This window comes from Papillibacter cinnamivorans DSM 12816 (assembly GCF_900176335.1).
GTDB lineage: Bacteria > Bacillota > Clostridia > Oscillospirales > Oscillospiraceae > Papillibacter > Papillibacter cinnamivorans.
This window is the reverse complement of the sequence record NZ_FWXW01000001.1, coordinates 423,796-443,413: the sequence shown is the minus strand read 5'-3', so window position 1 is coordinate 443,413 and position 19,618 is coordinate 423,796. Positions and strand designations below refer to the sequence as shown.

At 46.4% G+C, this 19,618-nt stretch carries 23 protein-coding genes and 2 tRNA genes; 20 read left to right on the top strand and 5 right to left on the bottom strand.

What is annotated here, in order from left to right:
• Positions 1-148: 148 nt before the first annotated feature.
• The gene (locus tag B9A13_RS02230) at positions 149-496 is read right to left on the bottom strand and encodes a helix-turn-helix transcriptional regulator (protein ID WP_084233395.1); all 348 of its coding nucleotides are present in this window, start codon (positions 494-496) and stop codon (positions 149-151) included.
• A 545-nt stretch (positions 497-1,041) separates the two neighbouring features.
• Between B9A13_RS02230 and B9A13_RS02225 the strand changes: the two genes are divergently transcribed.
• The 7 genes from B9A13_RS02225 (at position 1,042) to B9A13_RS14535 (ending at position 5,287) form a co-directional block, all read left to right on the top strand.
• Positions 1,042-1,386 (top strand): hypothetical protein, encoded by a 345-nt coding sequence (locus B9A13_RS02225; protein WP_084233394.1) that lies wholly within the window; start codon positions 1,042-1,044, stop codon positions 1,384-1,386.
• 49 nt (positions 1,387-1,435) lie between these two features.
• The gene (locus B9A13_RS02220; RefSeq protein ID WP_084233393.1) at positions 1,436-1,777 is read left to right on the top strand and encodes a hypothetical protein; all 342 of its coding nucleotides are present in this window, start codon (positions 1,436-1,438) and stop codon (positions 1,775-1,777) included.
• 150 nt (positions 1,778-1,927) lie between these two features.
• A complete protein-coding gene (locus B9A13_RS02215) occupies positions 1,928-2,134 on the top strand; it encodes a hypothetical protein (RefSeq protein ID WP_084233392.1) in 207 nt (68 codons plus the stop codon).
• Between the two features lie 259 nt (positions 2,135-2,393).
• Positions 2,394-3,257: a hypothetical protein gene (locus B9A13_RS02205; RefSeq protein WP_084233390.1), complete on the top strand. Its 864-nt coding sequence runs from the start codon at positions 2,394-2,396 to the stop codon at positions 3,255-3,257.
• Between the two features lie 19 nt (positions 3,258-3,276).
• Positions 3,277-3,813 (top strand): DUF559 domain-containing protein, encoded by a 537-nt coding sequence (locus B9A13_RS02200; RefSeq protein WP_084233389.1) that lies wholly within the window; start codon positions 3,277-3,279, stop codon positions 3,811-3,813.
• Positions 3,814-5,106 carry an AAA family ATPase gene (locus B9A13_RS02195; protein ID WP_084233388.1) on the top strand — a complete coding sequence of 431 codons (1,293 nt, stop codon included), beginning with the start codon at positions 3,814-3,816 and terminating at the stop codon, positions 5,104-5,106.
• A gap of 46 nt (positions 5,107-5,152) precedes the next feature.
• Entirely contained in the window at positions 5,153-5,287 is a 135-nt protein-coding gene (locus B9A13_RS14535) for a hypothetical protein (RefSeq protein WP_278308988.1), read from the top strand.
• Between the two features lie 59 nt (positions 5,288-5,346).
• Here the strand turns inward: B9A13_RS14535 and B9A13_RS02190 are convergent, their stop codons facing one another.
• Entirely contained in the window at positions 5,347-5,808 is a 462-nt protein-coding gene (locus tag B9A13_RS02190) for a hypothetical protein (RefSeq protein ID WP_084233387.1), read from the bottom strand.
• 142 nt (positions 5,809-5,950) lie between these two features.
• Between B9A13_RS02190 and B9A13_RS02185 the strand changes: the two genes are divergently transcribed.
• Complete coding sequence (locus B9A13_RS02185; RefSeq protein WP_084233386.1) at positions 5,951-6,148, top strand: hypothetical protein; 198 nt, start codon at positions 5,951-5,953, stop codon at positions 6,146-6,148.
• Between the two features lie 207 nt (positions 6,149-6,355).
• Here B9A13_RS02185 and B9A13_RS02180 read toward each other — a convergent pair whose 3' ends face one another.
• From B9A13_RS02180 to B9A13_RS14530, 3 genes are all read right to left on the bottom strand, one after another.
• Positions 6,356-6,922, bottom strand: a complete 567-nt coding sequence (locus tag B9A13_RS02180) for a recombinase family protein (protein WP_084233385.1) — start codon at positions 6,920-6,922, stop codon at positions 6,356-6,358.
• Complete coding sequence (locus B9A13_RS14055; protein WP_159447996.1) at positions 6,919-7,074, bottom strand: hypothetical protein; 156 nt, start codon at positions 7,072-7,074, stop codon at positions 6,919-6,921. Before B9A13_RS14055 ends, B9A13_RS02180 begins: the two co-directional genes overlap by 4 nt.
• A gap of 157 nt (positions 7,075-7,231) precedes the next feature.
• The gene (locus B9A13_RS14530) at positions 7,232-7,354 is read right to left on the bottom strand and encodes a hypothetical protein (protein WP_278308987.1); all 123 of its coding nucleotides are present in this window, start codon (positions 7,352-7,354) and stop codon (positions 7,232-7,234) included.
• Positions 7,355-7,725: 371 nt separating this feature from the next.
• Here B9A13_RS14530 and B9A13_RS02175 point away from each other — a divergent pair, with 371 nt between their 5' ends.
• From B9A13_RS02175 to B9A13_RS02120, 12 genes are all read left to right on the top strand, one after another.
• Positions 7,726-8,160 carry a hypothetical protein gene (locus B9A13_RS02175; protein ID WP_084233384.1) on the top strand — a complete coding sequence of 145 codons (435 nt, stop codon included), beginning with the start codon at positions 7,726-7,728 and terminating at the stop codon, positions 8,158-8,160.
• A 555-nt stretch (positions 8,161-8,715) separates the two neighbouring features.
• A tRNA-Ser gene (locus tag B9A13_RS02170) sits at positions 8,716-8,801 on the top strand.
• A gap of 7 nt (positions 8,802-8,808) precedes the next feature.
• Positions 8,809-8,896: transfer RNA gene (locus B9A13_RS02165), tRNA-Ser, on the top strand.
• A gap of 110 nt (positions 8,897-9,006) precedes the next feature.
• Positions 9,007-10,467, top strand: a complete 1,461-nt coding sequence (locus tag B9A13_RS02160; protein WP_084233383.1) for a phage terminase large subunit — start codon at positions 9,007-9,009, stop codon at positions 10,465-10,467.
• Between the two features lie 8 nt (positions 10,468-10,475).
• Positions 10,476-10,883 carry a hypothetical protein gene (locus B9A13_RS02155; protein ID WP_084233382.1) on the top strand — a complete coding sequence of 136 codons (408 nt, stop codon included), beginning with the start codon at positions 10,476-10,478 and terminating at the stop codon, positions 10,881-10,883.
• Positions 10,864-12,576: a portal protein gene (locus B9A13_RS02150; protein ID WP_084233381.1), complete on the top strand. Its 1,713-nt coding sequence runs from the start codon at positions 10,864-10,866 to the stop codon at positions 12,574-12,576. Before B9A13_RS02155 ends, B9A13_RS02150 begins: the two co-directional genes overlap by 20 nt.
• A 64-nt stretch (positions 12,577-12,640) precedes the next feature.
• Positions 12,641-13,531 carry a hypothetical protein gene (locus B9A13_RS02145; RefSeq protein ID WP_084233380.1) on the top strand — a complete coding sequence of 297 codons (891 nt, stop codon included), beginning with the start codon at positions 12,641-12,643 and terminating at the stop codon, positions 13,529-13,531.
• 16 nt (positions 13,532-13,547) lie between these two features.
• Entirely contained in the window at positions 13,548-14,621 is a 1,074-nt protein-coding gene (locus tag B9A13_RS02140) for a chitobiase/beta-hexosaminidase C-terminal domain-containing protein (RefSeq protein WP_084233379.1), read from the top strand.
• A 59-nt stretch (positions 14,622-14,680) separates the two neighbouring features.
• Positions 14,681-15,139, top strand: coding sequence for a hypothetical protein (locus B9A13_RS02135; RefSeq protein ID WP_084233378.1), 459 nt, complete (start codon positions 14,681-14,683; stop codon positions 15,137-15,139).
• A gap of 4 nt (positions 15,140-15,143) precedes the next feature.
• On the top strand, positions 15,144-16,979 hold the full coding sequence (locus tag B9A13_RS02130) for a hypothetical protein (protein ID WP_084233377.1): 1,836 nt from the start codon (positions 15,144-15,146) through the stop codon (positions 16,977-16,979).
• Between the two features lie 12 nt (positions 16,980-16,991).
• On the top strand, positions 16,992-18,209 hold the full coding sequence (locus B9A13_RS02125; protein ID WP_084233376.1) for a choice-of-anchor R domain-containing protein: 1,218 nt from the start codon (positions 16,992-16,994) through the stop codon (positions 18,207-18,209).
• 229 nt (positions 18,210-18,438) lie between these two features.
• Positions 18,439-19,614, top strand: coding sequence for a hypothetical protein (locus B9A13_RS02120; RefSeq protein WP_084233375.1), 1,176 nt, complete (start codon positions 18,439-18,441; stop codon positions 19,612-19,614).
• Positions 19,615-19,618 lie beyond the last annotated feature (4 nt).

Genomic DNA, 19,618 nt, shown 5'->3' with positions numbered 1-19,618 from the left:
CTGGTACTTGAAATGGCTGAAATTATCTCATACAATTTATAATACAAAAAATACGGAGGTAGGCGAATGTCGAAAAGCAACAGCGAAGTTCTCAAAGATTTTCTTGTCGAGGCCTCTGCGTTGAGAGATTTAACACCCGTAAAAGAATTTATCCTTTACCGCCTTTCTCTTGAGCACGACGGTACCGTACATAGTTTATTGTTTCACGGGCCGACTCGGGCGAAAGCTGGCTGAACAGTTCAGCTAGCTCCCGGAATTTTTCATCTTTTAATAATTCAAAAAAATGCTCATGTATCGAAGAGTCATTTTCTCCGAGCAAGGAATCAACAGTTGTATCAAAATAATCCGCGATTTTTACCAGTATTTCACGCCTTGGTGTATATCCGTTTTTCTTCCAATTGGATACACTTGATCTATTGAAGCTCATTTCTTCCGCTGCTCGGCTTGGAGATATTCCTTTTTTTTCACATAGAGATTTATAGATGTCATAAAACATACAAGCTTACTCCCCCGGTTTTATTTATGTTGACGAAAATATGAAAAAGCAAAATTTTCGTCAATGAATGCCTTGACTTTGTTTATGAACATCTATATTATTATACTCACATAGTTGATGTTCTTAAACAAATTTGTGCAAATATGCCATGAATTGTGGAATTATGTGCATGTTGATAATCATTTTATAGTTTTCTACAACATTAAAACATATTTGTTTAAGATAGTCAACAATATTGCAAAAAAGGAGGGAAATGATATGCATGACATTTGGTCAGCTAATATTGTTTCTGCATTGCACCTCAATGGAATAAGACAAAGAGATCTCGCAAAAATGACTGGATATACAGAGCAATACATAAGTTTAATCTTGAACAGACACAGAAACACACAAAATGCGCGTAAAAGGATTGAAAATGCTGTGAAATTGTTAAGACAGGGATAAATTTATTATTCGACTAAGTAATAAAAACAGTTTCAGAGGATATTCAGCCGCCATAATATGAAACCGCACAGAGTTAAAAGTAAAATGAAGGGGGCACATATATGGAAAATCTTCAAGTCCTAAGATCCGCCCAATACGGGAAGTTCGAAGAGAAAGACCACCAGATCATTACAGCTAATGGAAAGGAGGAATCAGCACTTACAGGACGGGGAGTTATTCTGTTTACTTACTTTGCGTGGATGGACTATAAAAAGCAGAAAGCGAGAGAAGCCATAAAAAAATATTGTGAGTATATTGCCATGCACGGATACGGCAAAGGGTCCCTGAAGGCTCTTACCGACCTCGAAGCGTTAGGGAGAGATGAAGGAGCTGAATGGATTAAAAAAACGTACTCAAACCATGTGAAAGACACAATATCAATGATCCAATATGTATTTGGCATGTAACCATAAGGCGAAGAAATGAAGCCTTACGGTACAATTAAGGAGGATGAATATGAAAACAAGTACGAATACACTGATTACCAGCGCCGAAGCGATTAATATATTTGTGCGCCAAATGAAGAGAAGCCGCACCAGATCTGAGACCAATATCAGCAGAAATAAATCCATTTTGAAGAATGCTTCGCTGACAGACATTCTTAAGATTGAGCCAGAATTTGAAAGCTTACTCGAAACAGCGAGGCATGATACCAGAAAAAACAGGGACAAGCTTTACGTAATCTACAAACACCGCCTTCAGAAACTTGTGGGATGGCATGGCCGAAATGAGAATTTGCAATCATCCCAGGCATATCGTATTGCCATTAATGCACTGTGTGACGCTCTGCAATATTAATCTCTACTGAAAAAAAGGAAGCTACCGTTAATGGAAAAGCCGTATAAAAGAAAAGCCGCCAACGAGCTGCAACTCGATGACGGCACGATCAGCCGATGGCTAATCAAAACAACAACTCTATTATAGTGCGAAAGTGGAAGGATGTCAAATATGTTTACAAATACGCTTAATAATAGATTGAATCACGAACCCGCTGAAAATTGTACGAGAAATAATACGCCGGCAGATAATACGGAAGATGAAGAAACAACGAGGTTTGTGCAAATGCTGTTGCAACTAAAGGATCGCCAACCGGTTTATGACCTTCTTATGTCTATTGCTAATGAGAAAAAAATTGTATTGGAGGGAAATCTTTAATAATGCGGATGCGCAATATTAAAAGTGCGTACCATGAAATTAAAGCTAAGGACCCGGATAGCGCCTTAACAATGTATTCTATTAGACAAAAAGTTATAACGGGAGAAATACCAAGCATTTGGGCTGGGCGAAAATTGCTCATAAACATGGACTTACTTGAAGAGTACTTTGATAATCCGCGGCCTAAAGTTCCAATACCTCCATCCGGAAGTATCCGTAGAATCACAGAATGAGATATGGGTAGAATAAGGAGGTACATATGGCGTGGGTTTCGGTACACCAGCAAATTCGCGGCGCAAAGCTACGGCGGCTGTATAAAGCACTTGGCTGCTCTGAGGCGGAAGCAATAGGAATACTCACCATTTTGTGGCTTTGGGGGTTGGACAACGCCTCTGCGGACGGGGAGATCATTTCGGTAGATAGGGGAGACCTGGCGTCGGTCCTCACCGGCGCGATCTCTCGGAAGATCAAACCGGATCGGGCCATAGACCTGCTTACGGAAATCGGGTGGATTAACGAAAAGGATGGAACGCTTTTTTTCCATGACTGGGACGTCTGGCAGAAACAATTTTACAGTGGACGTCAGGATCGTATCCGAAAAACAGAGTGGGAAAGAAAGAAAAGAAACGTCCAAAAGAGCGTCCACATGGATGTCCGCAACGACGTCCAAGATGACATCCATGTGGACCGTTCACCGTCACCGTCACCGTCACCGTCACCGTCACCGTCACCGTCACCGTCACCGTTATTAGAAGATACTAACGTATCTTCTTTGTCGGAAACTTCGGTTCCGACGCCCGCGGTTGAACAGATTTCTTGCCCTTACGGAGAAATCACGAAGTTGTATAACAAAATCTGTACATCGTATCCGAAGGTGCGATCCCTGTCGGATGCTCGAAAAAAGACAATCGCTGCACGCTGGAGGCACTACGGTAAAAACCTTGATGTTTTTAATGACCTGTTTACCAAAGCAGAGAAGAGCAGCTTTCTCAAGGGCAACAATGCAAAATCATGGAGTGCAAATTTTGACTGGATGATTTCAGACCGGAATATGGCAAAAATTCTAGATGGGAACTATGACTACAAGGATAATACTTGTGCGAAATTTCAAAATATTATTTAAATTTAGAAGGGACGGAACTATGGAAAATTTTTATGCAATTACGGACGAGCAATATTGTACTGAAGATTTTAATATCCATGAACATTTAACAGAGCGCGTTAACTTTTCTCTTAATGGGAATACCGCAGATTTTAAAGTCGGACAGTATGAAGCGCTTATTAAATGCAAAGGTGAAGGCGAACAGCTGCTTTCGATGGAAATTGACAGACTCGGTATTGAATCAATAGATAAATTCAATCCGCTAATAGAGGTTTTGGGATTTACGCGACAAGCCGAAATACTTGTATGCGGCCAAAAATATAATGTCGCATTTCTAATTGAGGTTGCTTACAAGCAACCGGATTATCGAGAGGTAAATTACGTTATTGAATGTGATCAATCAGATTGCAAGCGGGAGAATGTGCATGAAAACTATCTGAAGACAAGACAACTTCAGAAATACGGATATGAAGTAATACGGTTCACTGAGGAAGAAATTTTCTTTTCTCCCTATAAGTGCGCTCATGATGTTTTGGCTGTAATCGTGAGGAACCTCAAAATACAAGGCGGTAAATAAATGTACGAGGAATACAGCGAATATCTGTTTTTTGAAGAAAGATTTATAACCACCAAGAACGGATGCCTTTATTTCTTTGAGGACCCGGATTCCGCAATGGTTGGTACCGCGTCTTGTATACTGAATTGCGTTAGCTTACAGGAAGATCAATGCGGTTTTTCGGCGCTATCCAAGTGCGAAGATTTTATTCGGCAGTTTCAATTCGTAATGCTCGTTCCCAACGACGAGGAAAGCCGCAAGCAGTTCGTTGGGGGTGTCAGGGGACAGATTACATACCTGCCGCTGTTCGTGGCAGGAGGCGACTACAAGGGCTGTAAGACGGTGCGCGATTTGTATGATAAACACGGAATGCACGCCATTGAAAGCCTCATTTACCACTCCAAAGAGCTTCCTGCTTATGGGCTGCTGAACATTTCGGAAGTGACGCCGATTGATGTAACAAGGATGCCGCGTGTGCTGACCGGTATCCGAGAACTTGACAAGGTTACTGGCGGATCACTGATGGGTGATGTGTCGATCTGGACCGGGAAGCGCGGTGATGGAAAAAGCACGTTGGTGTCGCAGATTATCATTGAGGCGGTAGACCAAGGTAAACGGGCGTGCGCTTATTCCGGCGAGTTGAAAGCCGAAAGGTTCAAGGATTGGCTCTATCTTCAGGCTGCTGGACCCAATCATATTACTTCCAAGCGCGATGCGGAAAGCGACAGAGAGCTATATTTTATCGACGCGCATACTCGGCATCAACTGGACGAATGGTTTGATAAAAGGCTGTTTCTGTATGACCTGTCTATCAATTCGGCACATGACGCCGACAGCATTTTGAGAATCTTCGAGTATGCAAACAAGCGGTATGGGTGTTCTGTTTTCCTAGTTGACAATATCATGACCGCCCGGTTCGCCTCTTCTTCAGACAGTAGTTTTTACAGGGAACAATCAAACTTTGTGGGGCGGTTGGTTGAGTTTGCAAATCGCTTCAACAGCCATGTTCATATCGTGGCCCATCCTAGAAAGGGAGAAATACGGGACGGCGATGATGTAAGTGGAATATCTGACATTACGAACCGGGCTGCAAATGTGTTTAAGCTGGAAAGGCTTTCGGAAGATCAGGCAACCAAGCAGGGGTGTGATTCAGTACTGAGCGTGATGAAAAACCGCGCATACGGTGACAGGGCAAGCGTTGGACTGTGTTTTGAACCGAAAAGCAGAAGGTTTTTCAAGGCGTTTACCGGAAACCCGGATAAAAAATACGGATGGGAATTTGTCGAACAGCAGAAGTTTGAAGAATTAACGTAAATGGCGCACAGTCAAAACTTGTGCCGGTAAGGGAAAGGTGAAAAATATGGCAGCGATTGCAACTGATAAACCCAAAATGGCCGAGATTTCAGAGGCAGAATTGGAAATTGTATTGCTCTTCCGGGCTTCCGGATGTTCAGTTACGGATGTTGTTTCCGCTCTAAACAAACCAGTACAATAAGTGATTAAAACAATAGAATCCCCGGTGAATTTCCACCGGGGATTCTATTGTAAATTAGTCTAATGAAGACTGTTCTGTAAAGCTATAAAAGCAACGGCCAGTGCCGCAATTGATGTAAGTGAAGAGAGATAAGCTGCTAAAAATGACCTGTCATACTCTTTTAGCGCAGTTCGAAGAAGTATTACGGCATATATGACATAACCTATAGCGGCAAGGACTACAAGAAAATATACCAAATGAAAAGTACGAACGGGAGCAACTAAGCTTTGGTAGAAGAGATTTCCCGAGTACCATCCAACGATAGAGGCAAAAGCTATAATGGCGATACAAAATATAACAACCAAAACTTGGAGGGATCCGGTCATAATATCCGTTTTTCCACGGAGTTTAGATTCTTCATCTTCCATCTTTTTGATCTTTGAATATGCCGAAACGATAGCTGATTCCAATTCTACCTGTGATATTGAAATTACCCCAGCCGCTTTTTCGTTTTTTTTACGAGCCCATGAAAATAATTTCATATTATGACCTCTTTCAATGTTATGAAAAAATTATATCACAGACGGTTTGATTGATCTTCCTGTTATTGAAAATAACATCAGATCGTGGTAATATGTAGAAAATTGTGCTATTGTTATGAAATTAATGCAAGGAGTTTTAGTGATGGATATTCAAAATAGACTGTTTAAGAAGATACCATTTATGTACAATCTTGATGGTACTTATTATGTATTGGGTCAAGGTATTTGTAAGGAGTGTTCTCAATATAAACATAAACTTGACAAATTTCTTGAAGCGGCTGGAACCAATGAAGAAAGAATAGAATTTAAGAAACTAATTTCATTGGCGACAGTGCTTTAGAAGAACTAAAAAAACAAATTGAAAGGCTGGAATCACTGGCTAAAAAGTATTGTTGATGCAAAAACCGCTGAAGCACTAAGCTTCGGCGGTTTCTTCTATTTGCACGATATAGCCAGAATCAATTAAAATTATATCGAAAATATAAGTATAAAATTGAATATAAAATAGCTTTGAATATAAAGTTGAATATAAAAAACCGGCTATATTTCAAGCCGGTTTTCTGCGGATCAGTGTTGATTTTGATATGCCGGTTAATCGTTCTACCTCGGAATAGCTGTGGTTGTCAAGCATGGATAAGGCTGTTTTGATGCGATCCTCTGTGTATGTCTGCGGTCTGCCCTCCCGGTATCCCTTGCGCTTCCTGGCTACATCTTTACCGGCCTGTGTTCGCTCGACAATCATGTCACGCTCATACTGGGCGAATGCCAGCATAATGGTCAATATCAGCTTGCCGGTGGGCGTGTTGTCGATTAATCCCATGTTGAGGATGTGGAGGTTAATGCCGCGGTCAAGAAGCTCCTGGGCTGTCTGTACTCCCTCAATTGTGGTTCGCGCGTATCGGTCCAGCTTGCAGATTTTAAGGGTATCACCGGATTCCAGGTGATCAAGCAAGGCTGTGAATTGTTTGCGCTGCATTTTAGTACCGGTATATGCTTCAGATACGATGTTTTCAGCGGGGCAGCCGGAAGCAATTAATTGTGCGGTTTGGGATTCCAGGCTGTTACCGTCGCGAGATTGGCCTGTTGTGCTGACGCGAGCATAACCGTAAATCATTTGTTATCACCTTCTTTGATACGCTTTTCCTCTTGCAATATCAGCCACTCAATTTGTGCCGCCATACTGCGCCGGTTATCTTCCGCTTGTTTCAAGAGAATGCTCTTTATTTCCTCTGTGGTGCGGACGAGAATAGTAGTATCTTTTTTCATAACATCACCTGGGCCTTCTTGCGATCTGCATTATGATGCTCACAACAGAAAGCGTGATACTGACAACGACGAGAACATAGAATACTTTATCCATAGTTGACATTGGCGTGACCTCCTGATATTCTATATACAGGGGAGGAAGCACCCTCCCCGGCATCTAGCTTTTCAGCTTCTCGTACAAGAGGATGACGGCTAAAACTAGATTGATAAGCGCGGTAACGAGATTTATGTAGCTGTCCGGCTGCGTCTTGTTGCCGCCTTTTCGTTTTTTACCGCTCACGCCCTTACTACCTCCTTTCGTGCTTAATGCTTAAAATATATCACAACGATATACAAATGCAATACATAAAATGCACAGAAAATAAGGGAGTAATTTGTGCAATACGGAGAAAATAGAACACTTGTACTAAATAGTTGCAACTAACCTGTTGACAAAATCGATTTTTTGCACAATTATTGTAAGTAAGAAAGGAAACGCAGCGAACGAGACAACGACAACACCGACCAGCATTGCATCACACATGCAGTGCTTTTTTATTTGCGAAAAACACAATGCAAAGCAAGTCGTTGGCGAGTGAACGGAAAGCGCCGTGACCCTACGGCGCAGCTCAACAAGACAACACAACCATTAATAACAGAGGAGGCAACAGCATGGCATCTGGTAGCAAATACAGCGAAGCAATGCGCGATGCTGTTGTTGCCGATTATGCAATCACGGGAAATGGCGTAATGGTTGCCAAAAAATATGACATACCAACCAGAACTGTTTACAACATTATCAAGTCAATGAAGAAGAAGAATCCGGACAAAATGGCAAGGCTCGATGCTGCAAAACAGGAACAGGCCGAAACAGTCCTGGATTACATCAATAGGGAAGCACCGAGACAACAGAAGCTGATTGACAGACTTCTTGCCAGGGCAGAAGACCCAAAAGTCATAGAATCCATGACGGGGTTACAGGCCATAACCTCTTATGCAGTCCTGGTTGACAAAGCGGCTGTTGCTGCCGGTAAGGGTGGATCTGGTGTCACTGTCAACCTTAACTTCGGTGTTCCACCCGATAAAGCACAAGATTTCGGCAGATGATTGCAATCCTATGTTGTGACACCGATCAAAGCATTGCAATCACTTGACTGTTGATCCGGTATCATAACTGCACAGTTGCGATACCACAAGTCAATTGGCAAAATGATGTTTTAAGCACTGCATATCAATAATGACAGGTGCTTGCCGGTGGGATAGCTGATAGCAAGGCGGCAAACCGGCAACCCCACCCCATACCCCCTAGGGAAAAAAGTGGGGGCCTTCGCTCAGGAGTGACGTAGGAGGCATGACTCACATCCGCTCAGAAATTTCCCGATTCCAAAAATTTTTCAGAAAAAACAAAAAAGGTTCCATTAACTGGTATTAAAACAAAAGTAATTGGGTGGCGGAATTAATTAGCAAGGGGTTTACCAGCGTTTACGTTGGTGCTTATACGGCTGAAAGAATGTCGTTGAAATCGGATAACCTCAAAGACGCTTATATCATAAGACCGGATAATTGCCGGGGTGCCGAAGTGGCTCATAAAACCGGAGGGCGTTTGTAGGGATGCCGGTCATGCAATGGTGGAAGTCCATTGCCCCAATTACTTATTATTATGGAAGATTGGCAGAGAGGCTTATTGCACCAGTTTGCTAAATTGGAGTACGAAAGTACCGCAGGTTCGAATCCTGCATCTTCCTCCATTTATGCGGAGAAGTGGTCGAGTCCGGTTTATGATGGCGGTCCCGAAAACCGTTGTGCGAAAGCACCGTGGGTTCAAATCCCACCTTCTCTTCCATTAGCTTGTCGGTAGTGAACGCTTAAACCGAATACCTTGCGGGGATAAAGGAAACCGCATTTCTTTTGATTACAAAGGTCAAAGTTAGTCAACGTCAAAGTGGAGGGGCTATGCCGAATCCGGCTAAGAAATTTCAGAATATGCCACGCAGAGGATCACAGGATGTTGAGATTGCTTTTACATCCACAGGCCCGAATCCAAAGCAGGAACGGTTTCTAACAGCGACAAACAAATATGTCTGTTACGGAGGGGCCAGAGGCGGCGGTAAAACCTGGTCCGTAATCGCAAAAAGTACATTGCTTGCCTTGAATTACCCTGGAATCAAGATTCTCATTATGCGCCGGAAGTATACACAGCTATATGAAATGCTGATACAGCCGATGTGCCGAATGATTCCTGATGTAGTTGGAGAATACACATCCTCTGTTTACACCTTCTTTTTCTACAATGGTTCCACGATCAAGTTCGGACACCTGAACGATAAGAGGGCGCTGGACGATTACCAAGGCAAGGAGTATGACATTGTTTTCATCGACGAAGCAACGCAGTTTGCAGAGGATGAATTCAGAACATTAGGCGCTTGCCTCCGTGCCGTCAATGATTATCCCAAGCGGTTTTACCTTACCTGTAACCCCGGAGGAATCGGGCATCAATGGGTAAAGCGGCTATTCATAGACAGAAACTTCCGACGCGACAAAGAACACCCGGAGAACGACGAAAACCCGGACGATTACCTGTTTATTCCGGCGACGGTATATGACAACAAGGTCATGCTGGAGCATTCGCCGGACTATGTAAAACAGCTGAATCTTCTTCCTGAAAAGATACGCAAGGCGCACCGTGACGGAGACTGGAACGCTCTCGGCGGTCAGTTTTTTGAGGAATTTGATCCCAAGGTACATGTTGTGGACTCGTTCCCGATACCGGCAGGGTGGGGACGTTACCGGGTTATCGACTACGGTTTGGACATGCTGGCGGTATTGTGGGTGGCTGTGGACTACAAGGGGCGGTCCTATGTGTACCGAGAGTACCAGATGGGCAAGGACCTTGAAGGCGGCAGAGGACTTACGGTAAGTGAAGCCGCCGACGCAATCAAGGAACACACGCTGCAAAGCGAAAACATTCCGTACACGATAGCACCGCCGGATGTGTGGAGCACCCAAAAGGACACCGGAAAGATCATGGCGGACGTGTTCTTTGAAAACGGCGTTCCGCTTGTCCGGGCGAACAACAGCCGTGTACAGGGCTGGATGATGCTGAAAGAGGCATTGTCTCCATCTTCTGTAGACGGAATCCCGATGCTCCAGATTATGTCAAACTGTCCGCAGCTGATTGAAAATCTTCCCATGCTGCAAACCTCGGAAAAGAATCCGAACGACTGCGACACGGAGCCGCACAACATCACCCACATCTGCGACGCGCTTCGGTATTACGTCCAGTCCAGAACTATGAAACCGGAAGAGGCGCAGTCAATGCCGGAACCTTCGATTGAACGCGCAGGACACGCAGTAAGCACTTATGAGGATTACCTTGTGGGCGGAGAACCGGACGACAGCTATCTATCGTACTAGGAGGAAATATGATACTTTACGCACTTTCGGTAATTGCGATTATTCTTGGAATGCTTGCGGCGTTTGTTGGTTTAATGGCGTGTCTCATTTCGTTTGTTACCAAGCATGACTGCGAACACAAAATTGAGAACATATCGGAATTCATGCTTGATATGAACGAGACGGAAAAGAAAACGGCTGACTGCTGCGCGAAACTCACCGATCTGGTGCGCAAGAACGACGCGCAAATCCGGGAGATATTTGAAAATATGTCTAGCAATACGGAACCGATTGCCGAACCGGATGAAAAAACAAAAGCCGAACAGCAAAAAGAAGATCAAATGAAAAAGGCATTTTTCGACGGTCTTACCGCCATCATGAATTACAAACCTTCGGTTTTAAGGAAGGGTGAAAGCGATGCCGGAAACGAGGAATGATCCCGCAAAGCTGTGGGCCGAATATAAATCCGGGATGTCGTATAAGCAGCAGATCGGTTTGTACGACACTGTAGCCATCAACCGGAATTTCTACATAGGCAGACAGTGGGAAGGCGTGGAAGCGAACGGACTTCCCACCCCAAGCATTCCAGTTTTAAAACTGATCGTTCGGCATCAGATAGCCGCGATTCTTTCCGACAACATCAAGATGATCGCAAGCCCGTTTTCCGGCACTGTTTTTATGGATCAGTCCTATCTGAAGTATGTAACGAACGTGATTTCCAGCAAATTTGAACAGCTGTTTGAGTTCAACTTTCTTTCCACGCTGCTGCGGGAATACGTCACGAACGCGGAGGTTGACGGGGACGCATGCCTGTATTCATGGTTTGACCCGGATATTGAAACCGGACAGTGGGCGAGGGGCGACATTGTAACCGAAATCGTGGAAAATTCCAGGGTTGTGTTTGGAAACCCGAACGACAGACGGGTACAGAAGCAGCCCTGGATCATGATCGCTCGGCGCATGGTGCTGGAGGACGCAAAGCGGGAAGCAAAGCAGTACGACGGCGACGAAGAATCCATTGTGGAAGATACGGACGAAACGAATAATTACCACCAGAATCTTGCAAGCGGAAAATGCACGGTGGTTATGAAATTCTGGCGGGAATATTACACGGAAAAAGTGCAGGACAAGATAGGGAATACACAGTCCGTGCGGAAATCCCGCATTATGGCGGAGGAATTTACCGCTGGTACGATAATCCGCAAAGCATATGACACGGGACTGAAACTGTACCCGATCACATGGTTTTCCATCGACAACATTCCGAACAGTTATCACGGACAGGCTGTTATTACCGGGCTGATCGACGATCAGATTGCCATTAACAAAATGCTTGCCATGGTGGAATTGTCGCTGACAACCACCGCTTTTCCCAAAGTGATTTATGACGGAACGCGAATCGCGAAGTGGGACAACCGTGTTGGCGGCGCAATCAAGGTAATCGGCGGCGGAGACGTAAGGAATGCGGCGGCTATCATCAATCCGGCTACTATCGACTCTCAGATATACCAGTTTATCAATTTCTTTATCGACAAGGTAAAGGAAATGCTGGGTGCTACCAGCGCGGCGCTCGGAGAGGCAAAGGCTTACAACACGTCTGCTCTTGTGGCAAACCAAAGGGCTTCCGCAATTCCGCACGATGTGACCAGAACCGCGCTCTATCAGTCTATTGAAGACCTTGGACGCATTTACATGGACCTGATGCGGGTCAATTACGGCGAACGCTACACCATGATGCGCAATGAAAGCACGGGAGTTTCCGCGCCTGCAATGTTCGATTTCTCCGTTCTGAACAGGCTTCCGCTTTCCATCAAACTGGATGTCGGCGCGTCGTCCTATTGGAGCGAAATCACCACCGTACAGACATTGGGCGACCTTCTGACAAATGGAAAGATCGAGCTTGTGGATTACCTGGATCGTTTGCCGGAAGGCATTATCCCGCAGAAGCAGGAGCTGATAGACAAGATCAACGAGGCGGTTAAGGCAAAGCAGGACGCAATGCTAAACGGAGTCGCTGGAGGCAATACCAAAATGCTTCCATCCGGCGGTGGAAATAACATTCCAATTCCGTCCATCCGCGGCAACTCCGAACTGCAAAGAGCCGTGTTGAGCGGCGCTAAAGTAAGCTGACAGGCGACACCAGCCTTCAGATATAAATTCTAGACGGGGACACCAACCCGAAAGGAGAAAACAAATGGAAGACCTTTTCAACGAAGCAGCCGATCCGGGAACCGACGCCGACGCGACACCAGCGGACGACGATATAGGTGATCTGGAAATAGACATCGAAGATGATTCCGAGTCTGAAGAAGAACCGAAGCCCGGCGGGGACAAGCCCGAGGACAAGACGGCGGAGGAAAAGCAGCCCGATCCAGATTCCGAAGACGAACAGAAACCGGATGCAGAAGCTAAGAAGCCCGACTCCGCAGAAGTGAAGCCGGAGACATTTGAACTGAAACATCTTGGAGAAGTCAAGCAGGTTGGAAAAGATGAAGTGATCGCTCTTGCCCAAAAAGGCATGGACTACGACCACGTCAAGTCCAAGCTGGAATCTCTGGAAAAGGGCGAAGTTTCCACTACCGACAAGTGCAGAAACTTCGTGGAGAGTCTTGCGAAGGACGCCGGAAAATCAATTGACGATGTAATCATGGAAACAAGAATAGAACTTCTTGTGGCGAAAGGCATGAGTCCTGAATCCGCAAAGGAAAAGGCCGCGCTGATCGCAGAACGGGAGGCTTTTGCCGCGGAGAAAGCCGAAGCCGATAAGATCAAAGCGGAAAAGGCAAAAGCGGAGGAGGAAACTGCCGCAGCCGCAAAAAAGCGCGGAGAAGATCTTGCTGCGCTGTTTGCCCTGCATCCCGAAGTCAAAAGCAAGGATATACCTAAATCCGTATGGGACAAGGTAAATGCCGGAGTTCCTATTGCCACAGCATACGAAAAGCACCTGAACGATCTGCTGACCGCCGAAAACAAGGCGCTTAAGCAGAACAAAGAAAATAAAGAACGGTCTACGGGAAGCGCAGATTCTTCCGGGTCCAAGAAGGAAAAATACGACCCGTTTATGGAGGCGCTGTCTGCGGACTGACAGGAGGTAAACAAGCATGGCTCAGAATATGGCAAGCAAATATGAAAGCAAGGTCGCAGAACGATTTTCCAAGAAATCTTTCACCGACAATCTTTTCAACAAGGACTATAACTTTGTGGGCGTCCAGACCATCAATGTATTCTCTATCGACACCGTACCTCTCGGAACATACGCCGCAACCGGATCTGACCGTTTCGGTTCCCCCACTGAAGTCGGCAACACTCTCCAGGAGCTGACTCTTACTCAGAAGCCGTCCTTCTCCCTCACCATCGACAAGACCAACGACGCCGATCAGATGGGAAGCAAGGCAGCGGGTACTGCTCTTCAGCGAGAGCTGGATGAAGTACTCTATCCTGCGGTAGACAAGTACCGTATTAAACGTCTGTGCTACGGAGCTGGCAAAGTCCTTGGGCTGGCATCTGTTCCCACAGCGGACACCATTGTGGACAAGATTACCGACGGCACCGAGTGGCTTGATAATAAGCTGGTTCCTGAAGAAAATCGCTTTTTGCTGATCCGCAGCGACATGTACAAGGCGCTCAAGCGCAGCGACGATTTTCTCAATCTCCAGGACCTTGGAACAAAGGCGCTTGCCAAGGGGCATGTCGGTGAAGTGGACAACATGATGGTAATCAAGGTCCCCACCAGTTACTTCCCCACCGGCGTGTACTTCATTATCGGTCATAAGCAGGCGGCTCTTGGAGCGATGAAGCTCTCTGAGTTCTTCACCCACAAGAACCCTCCGGGCCTCTGCGGTGTTCGGATTGAAGGCATGCTTTATCACGACGCTTTTGTACTCGGTTCCAAGTGCGACGCGCTGTATGTAGCCGCGGCTACCGCCAATGTGCATGACGCGCCCGTGATCGCAGAAACCGGAACAGACGGCGTTGTTTCCGTCACTTCTTCCGGCGCTACCATCTACTACACCACGGACGGAACCGACCCCCGCTATTCCAGCACCCGCACCCTCATTGCTTCCGGCGGCACTTTCACCCTTGCCGCTTCCGCTACCGTAAAGGCTTACGCTTACCTGGAAGCAAGCTATCTGCTTCCGTCTACCGTAACCTCCACCGCAATCACCGTCGGCTAATATCAGAGGGGCGGCTAACCGCCGCCCCTCCCCCCTTTATTTAACGGGAGGTATGCAGTATGTCCACTACGGCACAGTGGGTATTTGAAAAAACAATGGCGCTCATGGACAACCTGGACCCTTCCACGGGCGAAGCAGATACATCAGAAAACGCTGAATATAAAAACAAGGTTATTCCTGTTTTAAACATATTGCTTCAGGAATGCTATCTGGCTTCCGACGTTTTTGCCGTAACTGAATCCGAAACGGAAGAAGACGTTTACCCACGTCCTATTCCTGCGGAAGTTACGTCATTGACTCAATCGATTCCGCTGGACGACGGAGTATGCAGGTCTGTACTTCCCTACGGACTGGCGGCGCATTTTGCATTGTCTGAAAATACCGTTCAGGCGTCCTTTTTCCAGCAGAGATACGAAGAAGCACTTGCCAGAATGAAAGCAACCGTACCTTCCGTGTCTCAGGATATAGAGAATTTATACGGCAGCATTTCCACTGGAGACGGAGTTTCTTGGGGGTGATTGTATGGCTACAATACAGGCGGACAATAAAGAATACCTGTGCAAGATTGATAAATTTTTCGGTTTAAACGAAGCAGCGGACGGAGACACCGGACTTAAAGACGGGGAAGCTGACGCAAGCCGAAACTGGAAAATCACTCCCGAATGGAATTTGCAAAAGCGTCCCGGATACAAAACCGTATGTACGGTAGATGCTGGGCATCCCATTCGCGGCTCATGGACGGGATATGTAGCTGGAGTAAAGCGATGGGTAATTGCTTGTAACGGAAACATCTATTCCATCGATTTTTCCACATTTGCAAAAACGCTGATCTGCACCATGACGGACGCCGAGACTTTTTTCTTTCCGTTTTCCGAAAAACTGTACATGCAAAACGGACACGAATACAAATATTGGGACGGCACCACATCCGGAGACGTATCGGGGTATGTGCCCGTTACCTACGCTTTGTGTAATCCTTCCGGCGGAGGAACGGAAATCCAGGGAGTAAACAAGCTCACGGGGAGCAAATGGCAATGGTTTTCTTCCACAGCCGATTCCACGGTATATCAGCTGGTCGAAACTGACATCGACAGCGTGGATACCGTTTTGGTTGACGATGTGGAGGTAACAACCGGTTTTACGGTGAATCTGACTGACGGCACCGTCACGTTTTCCACAGCACCCGGAACCGGCGCAAATGATGTGAAGATCAAATACACCAAAGGAACCGGAGACAGAAGCACAATTTTAGCGCAGCGGTTTGCTGAAATGTACAACGGTTCTACCGACACGCGGATATTTCTGTACGGCGACGGAACCAATCTGGCGTATTACAGCGGGATCGAATACGAAACCGGACTTCCTTCTGCGGAGTATTTCCCCGATCTGAACATACAGGACGTTGGAGACGCCAACACTCCGATCACATCCATGATCCGGCTGTTCAGCAAATTGATGGCGTTTAAGTCCGGCGGTTCCGCATGGATGATCGACTACGACTATCTGACTTTGGAAGGCGGAACCACTACGGCGGGATTTTACTGCGCGGCGATCGACAAGCACATAGGGAATGAACCCGCGGGGCAAGTACGCCTCGTAAACAACTACCCGTTCACGGTTCAGGGAAAAGCTGTGTACCGCTGGGGACTTCTGTACAGTTCGGCTACACAGGATGAACGTGCCGCAAAGCTGGTATCAAGACGGGTTGCCGAGTCGCTGAAAGACTTCGACCTAGCATCTGTAATCACATGGGACGACAACTATAACCGGGAATATTGGATTATAGACACTTCTACGCAGACGGCTCTTATTTATTCCTACGCCAACGAAACGGACGCGGGGGGAAGCTACAAAAACAACCTATGGTACAAGTATGAATCCATACCGGCTACCTGTTTTGAGAACATAGACGGAGAAGTATACATGGGGACAAGCGATGGTTTGATTATCCACTTTTCCAGAACGTACCACGGAGACAACGGACAACCGATAGATTGCTTATGGGAATCCGGGTCAATGTATTTTAGCGACGAACACATGCGCAAGTTTATAAATCTTCATTATGTAACCATGAAACCGGAATCCGCTTGCAGAATGTACCTTTCTATTTCTACGGACAACAAATCAGATTTTGATGAAAAGCTGGTATCTTCCGGTGGAGGAATCTCGACATTTTTAAACGCGGATTTTGCGCACTGGAGTTTTGGAACAAACCGGAGGCCGCAGGTGAGCCGCATTCGGCTGAAGGCAAAAAAGTTCACGCACCTTAAACTGATTTTTTCCAGCAATTCAGCAACGGCAACCGCTACTTTGCTCGCTTACGTTCTTCCCGTCGCATATACGGGAACCGCAAAATAAGGAGGAATCCGAATGGCTATTACTACAATTACCGACGATCTTAATATCATAGCCGCGCTGGACGACGAGCCGAACGACTCCGGCGGGCTTACTGCCGCTGCGCTGAAGTCAAAGTTTGACGAGGCTGGAAACGCTTTAAAAACATATGTAAACGGAACCTTAATTCCCGAGTTGGACGCCGTCCACCTCCCTTATCAGTACGGAGTATCCGGCGGACAGACAATTAAGGAAGCGCTGGATGCCGCCACCGCCGGTGAAATACCGGACGGAAGCATTACGGCCCTGAAACTGGCAAGCGATTCCGTAACTACAGCTAAAATTCTGGACGGAAATGTGACAAAAGCGAAGCTTGCATCTATTCTTTCAAGCGCCATAGATAATAACACAATCAATATTCTTCGGCTGAAACTACAACAGTCACTGTCCCACGCTGATATTGACGCATACAGCGATTTGATGGCGGACAATTCTCTGCTTGACTTTTCGTCTGCTGCTTCCGCAGGCGTTTCCGGGGGAAGCGTTTTCGCCGGAATTGCCAGTGGATCGGTCGTTGGTTCTATTGAGTTTTGCAATACAACTTATGGAAATGTGGGGCAAACGTTTACGGCTGGAGTAAACACTTCCGTTACCAGCGTTTCTGTCGTAGCTCGTGGTGTTGGTGTGGACAGCGGAAGAACTTTAAGCTGCGCTATTTACTCTACTTCCGGTGGGCTTCCAAATACTTTGCTTTATTCTGCGGCAAGCAGCGTAAGCATTACGAATACCGGTGGAACTTACACATTTACGTTCTCTGATGCCAATATAACCAAGGATGCTGTATACGCGCTTGTCTTTACTTCAAATGGAGGAAACGATGAATATCCAAATCAAATGTCAACTTCAAGTGGTACGGGATATGCATTTGGAAATTTAATCTATACAAATGCTGCAAAAACCGTATGGTCGGCAAGCACTGGTGATCTGTGGTTCACAATACACTGTGCCAACGGAGATGCAATTTGGTCCTCCGTTCCCACAACCGAAGCAATCACTTACGCCGCCGTTACCGCCGACACCACTCCGGGGGCCGGAACGATCACATGGTATCTTTCGGACGATGGCACCAATTGGACGGAAATCACAGCGGAAGATGCCGTACAAGATGTTTCGTTTGATGCTGCGTATTTGTATTTAAAGTGCGCTTTGACCGGAAACGCTACGGTGGAAGCTGTGGCATATGGAGGGTATTGAGTATGGAATTACAGAAAAAGAAAACGCTTGTCCGTGATTCGCTGAAAACAGATAAAAAGCAGAATCTAGAGGACCGTATTGCTGAACTTGAAAAACAGCTGAAAGAACTTCAAAGCAAATGAGGCGGCGAGCCATGGATAACTACAAGGCATATATCCAATACATAATTTCGCACTCCAATCAGACAAAAATCAGTAGCGTATCTCTTTTCAAATAAGGGGGACTGACTATGGCGCTCGGTTCACAGTACGATATTCTGTCCGACGAGGACAAGCAGAAGGTACAGCAGAATACGGCGGACTGGGAGGCGGCAACGGCGGCCGGAGATACCAAGGCGGCAGAGCAGGCACACATCAACAACGCCGCTATTTGGGCCAAACCGGAGTACGGACTAAACACCAGCGCCGACGGTTCCACGCAGACACAGATACAGCAGCCGGCAGCAGCGACAGCCGCAGATTACGGAACGTCCAATACTGCGGAATCCTACATAAACGACATGGTTGCAAACGAAACAGCCGGTGAGCTTGCGTCAATCGAAAACGACTATCAGAACAATGTCTCTTCTTTGGATCGTGCAGAGGCAAAGATACCGGAAACATACTATGCCGCCCGTAACGCCGCCGCGAAAACCAGCATGCAGAATCAAAACGCATGGAACGAGCTGGCAAATGCGCGCGGATTGAACACCGGAGCCACCGGGCAGGCTGCGCTTTCCAGACAGAACGCCTTGCAGTCTTCTTTGACAGGAATCAACACCCAGGAGGCAAACGCGAAGTCGGATATTGCGCTTCAGCGTCAGCAATTGGCCGCTGACTATCAGGCGCAAATCGCATCCGCACGGTCCAGTGGAAATGCCACCCTTGCAAATATGCTGTATCAGGAATGGGTGCGTCAGGACGAATTGACACAGCAGCAGGCGCAGTACGAACAGGAGCGTTCCGATACGACGGCAAAAGAAAATGCCCAGGCTCTTGCTTCTATCGGCGATTATTCGGGGTATAAAACCGCATACGGATGGACGGACGCACAAGTACAGCAGGCAAACGCGCTGTTTAAGGCACAGCAGACGGCGGCATCGGCATCTTCATCTAGTTCAAGCGGTTCTTCTTCGTCGTCTAAATCTCTTACATATACACAGGCAAAAGCGTTGGCGGACAATGGTGTATATACGGATAATGTAATAAACGCCTTAAAGGAATATGGTTTTTCAGATTCCGATATTTTCAGGATGTATCCCAATTATAACCCTGCGACGCATGGCGCTATATCTTCTGCAAAAGTTCAAATGCTTGACGACTGGTATAAGGACGCCACGCCGTATGAATTTAAATCATGGGTACAGCGCGCAATATCGAACGGTAAACTTACAGATTCGGAATACGAAGCATGGGCGAACAGCTGATTGG

Coding starts and splice junctions, on each gene's coding strand:
- B9A13_RS14535 (WP_278308988.1), top strand. CDS start 5,153: ATGGCAGCGATTGCAACTGATAAACCCAAAATGGCCGAGATTTCAGAG.
- B9A13_RS02175 (WP_084233384.1), top strand. CDS start 7,726: ATGGCATCTGGTAGCAAATACAGCGAAGCAATGCGCGATGCTGTTGTT.
- B9A13_RS02135 (WP_084233378.1), top strand. CDS start 14,681: ATGTCCACTACGGCACAGTGGGTATTTGAAAAAACAATGGCGCTCATG.
- B9A13_RS02180 (WP_084233385.1), bottom strand. CDS start 6,922: ATGATTTACGGTTATGCTCGCGTCAGCACAACAGGCCAATCTCGCGAC.
- B9A13_RS02200 (WP_084233389.1), top strand. CDS start 3,277: ATGGAAAATTTTTATGCAATTACGGACGAGCAATATTGTACTGAAGAT.
- B9A13_RS02130 (WP_084233377.1), top strand. CDS start 15,144: ATGGCTACAATACAGGCGGACAATAAAGAATACCTGTGCAAGATTGAT.
- B9A13_RS02190 (WP_084233387.1), bottom strand. CDS start 5,808: ATGAAATTATTTTCATGGGCTCGTAAAAAAAACGAAAAAGCGGCTGGG.
- B9A13_RS02220 (WP_084233393.1), top strand. CDS start 1,436: ATGAAAACAAGTACGAATACACTGATTACCAGCGCCGAAGCGATTAAT.
- B9A13_RS02185 (WP_084233386.1), top strand. CDS start 5,951: ATGGATATTCAAAATAGACTGTTTAAGAAGATACCATTTATGTACAAT.
- B9A13_RS02155 (WP_084233382.1), top strand. CDS start 10,476: ATGATACTTTACGCACTTTCGGTAATTGCGATTATTCTTGGAATGCTT.
- B9A13_RS02125 (WP_084233376.1), top strand. CDS start 16,992: ATGGCTATTACTACAATTACCGACGATCTTAATATCATAGCCGCGCTG.
- B9A13_RS02160 (WP_084233383.1), top strand. CDS start 9,007: ATGCCGAATCCGGCTAAGAAATTTCAGAATATGCCACGCAGAGGATCA.
- B9A13_RS02120 (WP_084233375.1), top strand. CDS start 18,439: ATGGCGCTCGGTTCACAGTACGATATTCTGTCCGACGAGGACAAGCAG.
- B9A13_RS02225 (WP_084233394.1), top strand. CDS start 1,042: ATGGAAAATCTTCAAGTCCTAAGATCCGCCCAATACGGGAAGTTCGAA.
- B9A13_RS02150 (WP_084233381.1), top strand. CDS start 10,864: ATGCCGGAAACGAGGAATGATCCCGCAAAGCTGTGGGCCGAATATAAA.
- B9A13_RS14055 (WP_159447996.1), bottom strand. CDS start 7,074: ATGAAAAAAGATACTACTATTCTCGTCCGCACCACAGAGGAAATAAAG.
- B9A13_RS02195 (WP_084233388.1), top strand. CDS start 3,814: ATGTACGAGGAATACAGCGAATATCTGTTTTTTGAAGAAAGATTTATA.
- B9A13_RS02230 (WP_084233395.1), bottom strand. CDS start 496: ATGTTTTATGACATCTATAAATCTCTATGTGAAAAAAAAGGAATATCT.
- B9A13_RS02205 (WP_084233390.1), top strand. CDS start 2,394: ATGGCGTGGGTTTCGGTACACCAGCAAATTCGCGGCGCAAAGCTACGG.
- B9A13_RS02215 (WP_084233392.1), top strand. CDS start 1,928: ATGTTTACAAATACGCTTAATAATAGATTGAATCACGAACCCGCTGAA.
- B9A13_RS02145 (WP_084233380.1), top strand. CDS start 12,641: ATGGAAGACCTTTTCAACGAAGCAGCCGATCCGGGAACCGACGCCGAC.
- B9A13_RS02140 (WP_084233379.1), top strand. CDS start 13,548: ATGGCTCAGAATATGGCAAGCAAATATGAAAGCAAGGTCGCAGAACGA.